Source organism: Mycobacterium sp. 852002-10029_SCH5224772 (genome assembly GCF_001667315.1).
In the GTDB taxonomy this organism is placed as follows: Bacteria; Actinomycetota; Actinomycetes; order Mycobacteriales; family Mycobacteriaceae; genus Mycobacterium.
On the sequence record NZ_LZHT01000103.1, the window covers coordinates 1 to 11,976 of the forward strand.

Here is an 11,976-nt window from a genome sequence, read left to right on the forward strand (position 1 = left end):
TTGGTGTTGGGGCAGTCGTGGGCCATGGATACGACGTGGTTGCTGGCGTCTCTGATGCCGTCGAGGCCGGTGTCCCATTGCTCGGTGGCGGGGTAGTTGACGGGGTAGACGTCGAAGGAGCGGTCGCCCACGCGTTGGTGTAGCCCGTCGACGAAGGCTTGCCCGGTGGGGCCGACGCCGGGGGCTTCGCCGGTGCCGCGGGCGAAGACGACTTGGACGTCGGGGCACTGGGCCGAAGCGGTGGGGATGAGGGAACCGGACACGGCCGAGGCGGCCATGCCCGATGCTGCGATAACTACTGCTGGACCAAGCGAACGAACGATGCGGCGCGCAAACATGCCGCCATTGTGCCCATTCGACACGCGCGTTAAACACAGGAAACGCCGAAATTACTGTGTTCTCATAAAAGAACCGCCGCCGATGGGGCGGAGTGAGATCGGTTGTGCGCGGCGCTCATCCGGTATGAACGCCCGGGCCCCTCGCGTCCCGCGCCTCATCGGGATGGCCACGAGGCCGTCACGGCCGGGCCGGAGCGCGGCACCGGAACGCAATGTGGTCTGCTACTCGTAGTTACGAGGCGGGGCACGGTTGAGCAACAGCCGCCCTCCGCAAGCGGCTCGAGTGAATGCGGCAGCGATGTTGAACGCACTAGCGCAGGCCCTCAACGTGGTCCTCAACAAAGCGGGAGACCACGTGGCCAATCCGGCGCGGGTGTCGGATCCCGACAAGCTGCGCGCCGCCGCCTCCGGCAAGACCGCCTTGGTGACCGGCGCCTCCTACGGCATCGGCGAGGCGACCGCGCGCAGTCTGGCCGCCGCCGGCGCGACCGTGCTGGTGGTCGCCCGTTCCAAGGACAGGCTCTGCGACCTGACGGCGTCGATCAACGCCGGCGGCGGACACGCGGTCGCCTACCCCGCCGACCTCACCGACGAATCCGCGGTGAGCGGCCTGGCCAAGCAGATCACCGACGAGCATGGTCCGCTCGACATCGTGGTGAGCAACGCCGGCAAGTCATTGCGCCGCTCGCTGCATCACCAGTACCACCGGGCGCATGACTTCCAGCGCACCATCGATATCAACTACCTGGGGCCCGTCCGGCTGCTGCTGGGACTGCTGCCGGCCATGCGTGACAACGGCAGCGGGCACATCGTGAACGTGTCCAGCGTCGGCGTGCGGGTGGTGCCGGGTCCGCAATGGGGCGCCTATCAGGCATCCAAGGGGGCCTTCGACCGGTGGCTGCGCAGCGTGGCTCCGGAACTGCACGCGGACGGCATCGACGTCACCACCGTCTACTTCGCGCTGGTCCGTACCCGCATGATCGCGCCCACGCCCCTGCTGGGCCGGCTGCCCGGCCTGTCGCCGGACGAGGCCGCCGACGCCATCGCCAAAGCGGTCATCGAGCGGCCCCGCACCCTGGAACCGCCCTGGGTGCTGCCGGCCGAGTTGGCCTCGGTGCTGCTGGCCGGGCCGGCCGACTACGCCGCCCGGCTGTGGCATCGCCGGTTCTTCACCGATTCCGACGGGGCCCACCGTGACGAATGACCGCGTGGCCGCCACCACCGCCCGGGCGCTGCTGCTCTCCGGACTGCTCACTCCGCCATCGCCGCTGGCGGGCCTGCGGCTTCTTCGCGAGGCGCACCGCGGCGGCACCAACCCCTACACGCTGTTGGCGGTCACGACGGCCCGCTGGCCCGGCCGGACGGCGATCATCGACGACGACGGCGCCCTGAGTTACCGCCGGCTGCAACGCGAAACCGAGTCACTGGCGCGGCGGTTGTCCGGCGACGGAGTTGCCCCCGGCCACGCGGTCGGGGTTATGTGCCGCAACGGCCGCGGTTTCGTCGCGGGCATTTTCGCCGCCGCGCTCCTGGGCGCCGACGTCGTCCCGATCAGCACGGAGTTCCGCAGCGACGCCCTCGCCGCGGCCGTGCGAGCCCACCGCATCTCAACGATGGTCGCCGACAACGAATTCACCGAGCGGATCCGGGCCGCCGACGCATCGGTCGTCACGGTCGATCCGGCGACGGTCTCCGCCGAGGAGGGCGCTCGGCGACCGCGCGTGGCCGCGCCGGGGCGGATCGTACTGCTGACGTCGGGCACCACCGGCAAACCCAAAGGGGTGCCGCGCGCACCGGAGATGCGGTCCGCGGTGGGCGTCTGGGTGACGATCCTCGACCGCACCCGGCTGCGCACCGGGTCGCGAATCTCGGTGGCGATGCCGATGTTTCACGGGCTCGGGCTTGGCATGCTGATGCTGACGGTCGCGCTCGGCGGCACGGTGCTCACGCACCGTCAGTTCGACGCCGAAGCCGCGCTCGCCCAGGCGTCGCTGCACCGCGCCGACGCCTTCACCGCGGTGCCGGTCGTGCTCGCGCGCATCCTCGACCTGCCCGAGCGGGTGCGGGCGCGAAACCCGGTGCCGCACCTGCGCGTGGTGATGTCCAGCGGCGACCGCCTCGACCCGACGCTGGGGCAGCGGTTCATGGACGCCTACGGGGACATCCTCTACAACGGCTACGGTTCCACCGAGGTCGGCATCGGTTCTCTGGCAACGCCGGCGGACCTGCGTGAGGCGCCCGAAACCGTCGGAAAACCGGTCGCGGGCTGCCCGGTGCGGATTCTCAACAAGAGCGACCGAGCGGTGGGGCCGCGGGTGACCGGACGCATCTTCGTCGGCGGCGACTTGGCGGGAAGGGGCTATACCGACGGCTCGGCCGCAGAGGCGAAGGCTGTCGTCAACGGCATGACCGGCACCGGCGACATGGGCTACCTCGACAACTCGGGCCGGCTCTTCATCGTCGGCCGCGAAGACGACATGATCATCTCCGGCGGCGAGAACGTCTATCCGCGGGCGGTCGAAAACGCGCTCGCCCAGCACCCCGCCATCGCCGAGAACGTGGTCATCGGCGTGCCCGACGAACGGTTCGGCCAGCGGTTGGCGGCGTTCGTGGTGGCGCAGCCGGGCAGCGACATCGACGTGCCGGAGCTCCGGGAGTACTTGAAGAGCCGCGTCTCGCGCTTCGAACAGCCCCGCGACATCAATGTCGTGAACAGCATTCCGCGCAACCCCACCGGCAAGGTGCTGCGCAAGGAACTGTCCGGCTGAACACGATTCGTCCGGCCAGGGCTCACTGTTCGCCGGGCTCCAAGGCGGCGACCTGCTGGGCCAGCCAGTTGGGCGCCAGCGCCGAGATCGCGGTGGCGCCCGCGGTGGAGCCCAGCACGCCCGACCAGGCGACCGGTCCCAGCGGCGTGCACCCGAAGAACTGGCTGAGCACCGGCGTCTGCACGATGCCGACCAGCACACCGGCGCTGCCCAGCGCGGTCGCCACCACCAGCGGACTGTGCCGACGGGTCAGCAGCGTCTGCGCCAGCTGCGTCGTGACCAGTGCGGTCAAACCCATTGTCGCCGTGCGGCGTTCGGTCCCCGGCGTCCACCGCCCGATAGCCCAGGCCGCCGTCGCCCCGGCCGCGGTCACGGCGCCGCGGGTGACGATCTGACGCATCAGGGGGGCGTCGAGGGAAGGCGTGGGACCGGTCAGCAGCGCGCGGCGGTGCTGTCGGCGCGCCTCTTCGGCCTCCTCGGCGGATTCGTACTCGGCTTCGTCGGGTTCGACGTATTGCGACGTGACCGCGACCGCGAGCGCGGGGAACATGTCGGTGAGCAGGTTGACCAACAGCAGCTGACGGGTGCCCACCGGCGCGCGGCCGGCGCCGAAGGCGGTGCCGATGATGGTGAACAGGACTTCGCCCACGTTGCCGCCGACCAGAATGGTGACGGCGTCCCGGACGCCGGCCCACATGCTGCGCCCTTCGACCAGTGCGTCCATCAGCACGCCCAAGTCCTCGTCGGTCAAGACGATGTCGGCGGCGCCGCGCGCGGCCGACGAACCGCGCCCACTCACCCCGATCCCCACGTCGGCGATCCGGATCGCGGCGGCGTCGTTGGCGCCGTCGCCGACCATCGCTGTCACTCGCCCGCAGCGCTGCAGGGCGGCCACGATCTGCACCTTCTGCTCCGGGCTGACGCGCGCGAAGACCGGCACATCGGCCACCATCTTGGCGCACGCGTCCTCGTCGAGCCCGGCGAGTTCGGCGCCGGTGATCACCTGCGCGTCCGCGGGCAGGCCCAGCTGTCGGGCGATCGCCCGTGCCGTGATCGGGTGGTCGCCGGTGATCAGCACGACGTCGCGGCCGGCGTCCGTGAGCGCTTCGATCAGCGGGCGCGCCGATGCGCGGGCGGTGTCGGCCAACCCGACATAGCCGAGCAGTTCGAGGTTCTCTGCGGCGGCATCCACGGCGTCGGCGTCGGTGTCGTCGTCGTCGGTGTCGTGCTTCCACCCGCGCTGGGCCACCGCGAGCACCCGCAGGCCTTGTTCGGCGAGACCACGGACGACGCTTTCGGCCCGCTCCTGGTCGGCCTGCGGGTCGGCGAACCGGCAGCGCGGCAGGATGACCTCGGGAGCCCCCTTGAGGATCAGCACCGGTGCCTCAGCGGGGTGCCCGTTGGCAACGCCGCCGTGGCCCAGGGCGCCGATCGCGGCGGCGAAGCCGCGACTGGACTCGAACGGCACCTCCGCGAGCATCGTCCAATCCGAATCGCCATGGCCGTTCAGCGAATTCGCCGCGGTGAGGATCGCCTCGTCGGTGGCGTGGGCGTGGCCCTGGCCGTCCTGCGGCTGGGCGGAGGCCCGCGCGGCGGCCCGCAGCAGCCCCGCCGATTGCGGATCGGTCAGTGTGGGGAGCGGGTCGCGCGGGTCGGTCCCGACCGGCACGGCGCACACCACGCGCAGCCGGTTCTCGGTGAGCGTGCCGGTCTTGTCGAAACAGATGGTGTCGACGCGGCCCAACGCTTCGATGGTGCGCGGCGCACGAACGAGGGCGCCGCGGGCCGTCAGCCGCTGGGCGGCCGAGAGCTGGGAGAGGGTGGCCACCAGGGGCAACCCCTCCGGGACGGCGGCCACGGCGATCGCGACACCGTCGGCCACCGCCTGGCGCAGCGGCGCGCGGCGCAGCAACGCCAACCCCGACACCGCCGCGCCGCCGGCCAGCGTCAGGGGCAGCACCTTGCTGGTGAGTTCCCGCAGCCGTGCTTGCACCCCGGCCGCCGTTTCGACGTCGGCGACCGCCGAGATCGCGCGGTGCGCGGCGGTCCCGACCCCGGTGGCCACGACGATCGCCCGTGCGTGGCCGGCGACGATGGTGCTGCCCTCGAAGAGCATGCTGGCGCGGTCGGGGTCGTTGACGGCGACGGGGTCCACCTGCTTGTCCACGGGAAGCGACTCGCCGGTGAGCAGGGACTCGTCGACCTCGAGGTCCTCGGCCACCAGCAGGCGGGCGTCGGCCGGCACCACTTCGGGCGCCGCCAGATCGATGACGTCGCCGGGCCGCAGTGACTTCGCGGACACCGTCGCCGTGCGGGTGGCGTGCTGGGCGGCGTCGAGCCGGCGGCGCGTCGTCGCGACCGCCGGAACGACCACCCGGCGCACCAGCTGGTCCTGCTCCGCGAACAGCTCGGCGGCCGCGGACTCGGCCCGGAGCCGTTGCGCCCCACCGGTTATCGCGTTGACGGTCATGACGCCCGCGACCAAGAGGGCGTCGATGTTGCTGCCGACGATCGCCGACGCCGCCGCCCCGACGGCGAGGATGGGGGTCAGCGGATCGGCGAGTTCGGTCCGGGTGGCCGACGCCAGCCGGGCCATGTTGTGTAGCGGCGTGCGCAAAGGCGCCAAGGCCGGGCTGTAGGACAGGTCGTCGAGACGGCGCCGCCACGATGGCTCGGTCTCGACGGCCAGCGGCCGCGCACCGCCGGCGAGCCGCGAATAGACGATCTCGGGTTCCAGCGCGTGCCAGGCGGTCAGCGGTTGGGGGGTGGGATCGGGCAGTCGGAGCACCCGGGTGGCCGAAAGCGTTCCCGCCACCAGGGCCGTGGCCGCGGCGGCGTTGACCGGGTTGAGCCAGCGCCGAAAGCTCACCGGGTTGGTGGTTTTTTCTTGCTCACCGGTGACCAGCAGCAGCCCGGCCAGCGTCGTGCCACCCTGGGCGAGGTGCACCGCCGATTCGCTGGCCGATCGGGCCACCGGGATCGCCGACAGGATCCGCACCGCGTCGGCCAGGTCGGTGCCGGTGATGATGTCCGCGGTCCATGCCGTGGCGGCACGCGGATCATCAAGCGCCACACCAACATCGGCGATCGCGAGGGCGGCCAGGGTGTCGGTGGATGCGAAGTCCCGGTGGAGCGCGGTGATCAGCAGCACCGGTCCGCGATCGGCTCGCAGTTCACGGACCACGTTCAACAGCGGGGTGCCGGGCGGGTGCGTCGCACCGACGCTGGCGGTGAGGTCCTCGGTGCCGGCGACGTGGCGCAGGACCACTCGGGCGCCCGTGCGGTGTGCGGTCTGGAAGAGAGGAATCGCGTAGGGGTCGACCTCCCAGCCGACGTCGACGCTGCCCACGCATTCGCCGTCGACCATCAGGTCGGCGCTTTCCAGGCCTTGCGCGGGCGTGGCCGATGGTCCTTGGGTCCGAACCCATTTCAGCCGTGCGCCGGTCGCCGGCAACTCGTCCGGGTCGGGCTCGGGCGCCTCTTCACCGTGCAGCAGCGCGTCGGCGACCTCGTAGACGCGGTCATGGTCCCAGCCGGGCGCGTCGCCGCGGACGCGCAGGACGGCCCGGTGATCGCCGCGCAGCGCGGCGCCGTCGATGACGACGACCTTCACCCGATCCAGGCGGCGCAGCGCGCCCGGGTCGAGAACCAGTTGCCCGGAATTGGCGAGTCCGCGACCCAGGATCGCCGCGAACGCCTGCCGGCCCATGTGCGCGGCCCGCGGCACCCCGGCTTCGATGGCGGCGGCCGCGTCGTCGGTGCCGCCGCCGGCCACCAGCGCGCTCACCGCGGCGATCAACGAGCCGTTCGCCGCGGAATCGACGTAGCTTTCCACCGGCCCGGCCATCGAACCCTTCGCCTTGTCCATCGCCGCGTCGATGGTCCCCCCGACCACGACGTGGGAAGCCTCGCCGGCGGCCGCGGCCGCCCAGCTGTGCCGGGGCACCTCCGAGTTGGCGGACGAGATGACCGGGACCACCGGGGCCTGCGGCCGCTGGGGCGAGGCCAGGTGGGGTTCCCGGTCCCGCCACACCCGGCGGTGCGCCGCGGCCTCGGAGATTTGCAGGGTGCGCTGCGTCAGATCGAGCATCGGTGTGCCGAGCGACTGGGTCAGGCCGTGGGCGGTGGCCGTCGTCGCGGCCAGCGCGATGTCGGTGCCCACCCGGCCCAGTCGCGCTTCGAGGATCGAGACCATGCGCGGTTGATGGTTGATCAGCGCGGCCGCGGCCCGGGTGGTTTGCGGCGCGGCGGGCAGTCGGGTCACCCATCCGGTGACCGCGGCGCCCATCGCGACCAGATCCATTGCCGCCGCCGTGAGGGGCACCAGGATCGCCAGCGGGTTGCCCGGGTCGGCGAAGGGCGCGGACGGCGTTGCCGACTCCGACTTCGACCAGGTGATGTCGGAAGCGATGGACGCGACCGTCGACCGCACCTCGTCCAGGACGGCGTCGTGGTCCGCGTCGTCGCAGAGTTCGACCACCAACCGGCCCAGCGAACCCTCGACGTGCGCCTTGGCGACGCCCGGGATTCTGCGCACCGGCTCCTCGACGGCGGGCGCGTACTCGTGCCAGCGGGGGAACGGCAGCAATGGGTCCAGGTCCAGGTGCACCCGCTGCCCGCTGTGCCAGCGCACCGGCGGCACGATCGGGGCGCCGTCGCCGGAGTTGTCCAACCCGATTGCTCGGCCTGTCGTTTGAGCCACCGACTGGATGACGGGGCCGGCCAGCTCGGTGACGGGGCTGGCTAATGTCTGCAGCGCTCCGGCGGCCCCGGCCGCGGTCGATACGCCGGCCCGTACCACCTGTGCGGCGCTGCCGGCCACACCAGCGACGACGCTGGAAACGCCGGGAATCTTCACTCGTCACCCTTCAATTACGTCTCCCGCGCCTAATGATCCCGGCGTGTGAAGGACGTGTCCACACGCGGGGCGGGAAGGTAAACCGTGCGACGACACCCCTGGCGATGCAGGTCGGCTTCCCTAGATAGCAAGGGCTGCAATCACGTCCCTGGCAGAAACATTACCGGCTCGAAGATAAACCAAACGCGCTGAACAAGCCGGGGTCGAGAAAGACCGTGATGCCGGCGATCCCGGCGCTGCCCGGGGTCAGGACGTGGATCGAATGGGCCCGCATCACTCGGTCGGCGGCGCGCCGGTACTCGGCGACGGCGGGTTGCGCGTTCGCGGCGGTCGGGATCATGACGACATCGCCGGGCTGAGCCAGGGCGCGCCCGGCAAGGAACCGCAGCACCGTGTCCCGCCCGGCGAACCAGACTGGCAGAGGCGGCATTTCGAGCTTGACGTCCTCTTGCAGCAGCGAGGTCAGCGCCGCCATGTCCGCGTTTTCGAAGGCCGCGCAATACCGGTCGAGCAAGTCGCGCCGCCGGGCGTCGTCCGGCTCGGTCATGCGTTCCTCGGTGGGAGAAAGCTCGGCAAGGTGGGCCCGAGCGCGCTGCAGGGAGCTGTTGACCGCGGCGGGGGTGGTTTCCAACAGCTCGGCGACCTCGGCGGCGCTGAATTGCACGACGTCGCGCAGAATCAACACCGCGCGCTGGCGGGCGGGCAGCTCCTGAAGGGCGGTCATCACGGCCAGCCGCACGCTCTGCTTCGCGGTGACATCCTCTTCGGGCGTCCTGAACACCATGGCGTCCGGGATGGGCTCGAGCCACGCGTGCGCGCCGGCCTTCGCGTCCAGGTCGGCGTCCACGTCGATCGAGCCGTCCCCCAGCCCGGCCGGCAGCACGCGGCGGGCGCGGTTCTCCAGCGCACGCAGGCAGGCGGTCGTCGCGATCCGGTAGAGCCAGGTCTTCAACGCCGCGCGCTCCTCGAAGGCCGCATAACCGCGCCAGCCCCGTAGGTAGGTCTCCTGGACGAGGTCTTCGGCGTCGTGCACCGAGCCCAGCATGCGGTAGCAATGCGCGATCAGCTCGGCACGAAACGGTGCCGCCCGTTCGACGAACTCCTCCTGCGCCGGCACCACCCTCTCCTCTCGGCTGCGAGGTGAACCTACTCCTGTGTAGAGACATCCGGCCGTCGAAATTCATCGGTCCCCGAGCGATGAATCCGGCCGGCGCGCCGTATCTGAATAAGTGAAGGCGCGGCACGGCCGCAGTCCACCTGAGGAAGCGAGCACGAAATGACCCACACCCCAAACCCCCGCCCCGACGGGCTCGTCGGCAGCACCGCAATCGTGACCGGGGCCGGCCGCGGATTCGGCCGCGCGATCGCCACCGCGCTGTCGACGGCCGGCGCCGAGGTCGTCGGCGTCGCGCGCACCCGATCACAACTCGAGGAGGTGCGCGCCGAGTTGGGCGACACCTTCACCCCGGTGGTGGCCGACGCGGCCGATCCGCACACGGCCGGCCGGCTCATCGACCGGTACCGGCCGCGCACCCTGGTGCTGTGCGCCGGGGTGACACCGCGGATGGCACCGCTGCAGGATCAGACCTGGGAGACGTTCAGTGAGAACTGGAATTCCGATGTCGCACAGGCGTTTCACTGGGTCCGCCACGCGCTGCGCCTCCCGCTGGCGCCGGGCAGCTCGGTGATCGCGATGTCCAGCGGAGCGGCCCTGGCCGGATCACCGCTGTCCGGTGGCTATGCCGGCGCGAAGGCGACCGTCAGGTTCATCTCCGGTTACGCCGCCACCGAATCGCACCGCGCCGGGCTGGGGATCGGCTTCACCGCCGTGCTGCCGCGGTTGACGCCGGCCACCGACCTGGGGGCGGTCGCCGTGACGGCCTATGCCGAGCGGCAAGGCGTCGACGTCGACACCTTCTTGCAGGCCGCCGGGCCCGCGCTCACCGCCGAACAGGTGGGCAAGTCGGTGCTCGAGCTCGCCGCCGGCGGCTCGGACCACGACGCTTATCTCCTGACCGCCGCCGGCCTCGCGCCGCTGACCTGAGAAGGCGGATCGCGATGAACACACCCCCGATCGTGTCGGCCCACGAGTGGGCGACCGCGCATCAACAATTGCTGGAGAAGGAGAAGGAACTCACCCGGGCCCGTGACGCGCTCGCGGCCCGGCGGCGCCGGATGCCCTGGATGGCCGTCGACCCCGGCTACGAGTTCGAAGGGCCCGAAGGCACCGTCAACCTGCTGGGCCTGTTCGGCGGAAGGCGCCAACTCATCGTCTACCGCGCCTTTTACGGGCCCGACATCGACGGCTGGCCCGAGCACGGCTGCCGGGGCTGCTCGATGATGGCCGACCATGTCGGCAACCTGGCCCACCTGAACGCCCGCGACACCACGTTGGTGTTCGCGTCGCGAGCGCCGCAGCCCGACATCGAGCGCCTGAAGGCCCGGATGGGCTGGAAGATGCCCTGGTACACAATCAAGCACACGATCAAGCACACGACCGCCGGCGCCTTCGATGCCGACTTCGGGGTGGACGAGTGGCACGGCACCAATGCCTTCATCCGCGACGGCGATCGGGTGTTTCGCACCTACTTCGTCAACAACCGTGGCGACGAGGCGCTGGGGACCACCTGGAGCTTCCTGGACATGACCGCGCTCGGACGCCAGGAAAGTTGGGAGGATTCGCCCGAGGGCTATCCGCAGACCGCGCCGTACGAGTGGTGGGACTGGCATGACGCCTACGGCGAGCACGAGCCGTCGCGCTGGTTCGGCGAGCCGGATCCCAACGACCCCAACGACATCCGCCCGCCGCTGAAGAGCTAAGTGGCGCTCATGGAGTAAAAACGCCCGAAAAACACGAATGCGCGGTAGCCGTCGACCGGCTACGCGCGCACTATTCTGCCGAGAATTCTTCGGCTATAAAATCCGGTGGTTCGCCCTGCCGACCTGATAACCGGCCGGGAACGACTTTTCGATGACCTGCAGTTGGTGATCCACCCGGGATTCGAGTTCGAGGACCACGCAGTCGCTGAGTGCCTTCGATTCGAGAACTATGTACCGCTGACCACAATCGGTGATCGGGTCGCCCGAGTGCAACTTCTCGACCGGCACCGACTCCGGAGTTCCATCTGCCTCCATCCATGACACGTTAGGTCAATTCCGCAAGTGAGGGAATAGACCGCTACGTGGGGCCGACCGGCCGCTGCTTGAAGAACACGCTGACGTGAGAGATCAACCCGTCGTGTCCCCGCTCGAAGAGAATGCATTCGGGCCACGTGGTCGCAACGCCATCGATCTCGAATGTCTCGGACAACTCGGCGTAGCAGACCCGGGAGTTCACGTGCGAGACCCGCCGCACCTTCAACCGATGACCCGCGAGATTGGTGCATACCTTGCGCAGGTAGGCGACGTAGTGCGCCTTGCCCTCGACGACGTCGCAGAACGGGCCCTCCCGGGTCAGGCCTTGCTCGCTGAGCGTGTCGGCCAGTGCGTCCCAGTCGTGAGCGGCCAGGCAGTCCAGGTAGCGCTCGACCACGTGACCTTCCGTCGCGTTGCCCATCACGCCTCCGCTCCTCGCGCTGTGCCGAGCGTAACGCCACGGCGAAAAAACCGGCAGAATGTCGCCGTGGCGTTACATTCGCGGGCTCGGTCGTTGCTCTTCGTCCACGCTGATCGGAGGCTGTCCGAGCACGTGCCAGCGCCGCCCGATGCGGTGCGCGGCTTCTACGTGGACCTGGACAACATCAGGCTCGTACACCCGCTGATCGTGTCCGTGGAAACGCTGTCCCGCAACGAAACCCCCGAGGGCTACCAGCAGAGCTACCGGGTGGTCGACCGAATCCCGCTGGGACCGTTCACCATACGGACCACCTACTACGCCCGGCTGCGAGTGCCCGCCAGCGGCGACGTGCTGACCGAGGCCGACCAGTCACCCGGGGTGGTGACCATCCGCGAGGCGGTCAAGGCGCACGCCGAGATGCTCGCCGGCATTCGGAGGCATTTCGAATCCGGTTGA

The 11,976-nt window shown here is 70.3% G+C and carries 10 protein-coding genes; 5 read left to right on the forward strand and 5 right to left on the reverse strand.

Going from position 1 to position 11,976, the window contains the following annotated elements; genetic code table 11:
- The coding region (locus A5775_RS17780) for a cutinase family protein (RefSeq protein ID WP_156660756.1) at positions 1-338 on the reverse strand (338 nt) is incomplete at its 3' end.
- A gap of 298 nt (positions 339-636) precedes the next feature.
- Here A5775_RS17780 and A5775_RS17785 point away from each other — a divergent pair.
- Together A5775_RS17785 and A5775_RS17790 are read left to right on the forward strand one after the other, a co-directional pair.
- Positions 637-1,542, forward strand: coding sequence for an SDR family NAD(P)-dependent oxidoreductase (locus tag A5775_RS17785; RefSeq protein WP_067255469.1), 906 nt, complete (start codon positions 637-639; stop codon positions 1,540-1,542).
- A complete protein-coding gene (locus tag A5775_RS17790) occupies positions 1,532-3,106 on the forward strand; it encodes an AMP-binding protein (RefSeq protein ID WP_067255257.1) in 1,575 nt (524 codons plus the stop codon). Before A5775_RS17785 ends, A5775_RS17790 begins: the two co-directional genes overlap by 11 nt.
- 22 nt (positions 3,107-3,128) lie before the next feature.
- Here the strand turns inward: A5775_RS17790 and A5775_RS17795 are convergent, their stop codons facing one another.
- Together A5775_RS17795 and A5775_RS17800 are read right to left on the reverse strand one after the other, a co-directional pair.
- Positions 3,129-7,964: a cation-translocating P-type ATPase gene (locus tag A5775_RS17795; RefSeq protein ID WP_067255259.1), complete on the reverse strand. Its 4,836-nt coding sequence runs from the start codon at positions 7,962-7,964 to the stop codon at positions 3,129-3,131.
- 160 nt (positions 7,965-8,124) lie between these two features.
- Entirely contained in the window at positions 8,125-9,081 is a 957-nt protein-coding gene (locus tag A5775_RS17800; RefSeq protein WP_067255471.1) for a sigma-70 family RNA polymerase sigma factor, read from the reverse strand.
- A 159-nt stretch (positions 9,082-9,240) separates the two neighbouring features.
- Here A5775_RS17800 and A5775_RS17805 point away from each other — a divergent pair, with 159 nt between their 5' ends.
- Positions 9,241-10,008, forward strand: a complete 768-nt coding sequence (locus A5775_RS17805) for an SDR family NAD(P)-dependent oxidoreductase (protein ID WP_067255261.1) — start codon at positions 9,241-9,243, stop codon at positions 10,006-10,008.
- 14 nt (positions 10,009-10,022) lie between these two features.
- Entirely contained in the window at positions 10,023-10,784 is a 762-nt protein-coding gene (locus A5775_RS17810; protein WP_067255263.1) for a DUF899 domain-containing protein, read from the forward strand.
- Between the two features lie 93 nt (positions 10,785-10,877).
- Here the strand turns inward: A5775_RS17810 and A5775_RS17815 are convergent, their stop codons facing one another.
- Positions 10,878-11,099, reverse strand: coding sequence for a hypothetical protein (locus A5775_RS17815; protein ID WP_067175893.1), 222 nt, complete (start codon positions 11,097-11,099; stop codon positions 10,878-10,880).
- Positions 11,100-11,142: 43 nt separating this feature from the next.
- A complete protein-coding gene (locus A5775_RS17820; protein ID WP_067255265.1) occupies positions 11,143-11,520 on the reverse strand; it encodes a nuclear transport factor 2 family protein in 378 nt (125 codons plus the stop codon).
- A 66-nt stretch (positions 11,521-11,586) separates the two neighbouring features.
- Here A5775_RS17820 and A5775_RS17825 point away from each other — a divergent pair, with 66 nt between their 5' ends.
- Positions 11,587-11,976, forward strand: a complete 390-nt coding sequence (locus tag A5775_RS17825; RefSeq protein WP_067255267.1) for a polyketide cyclase / dehydrase and lipid transport — start codon at positions 11,587-11,589, stop codon at positions 11,974-11,976.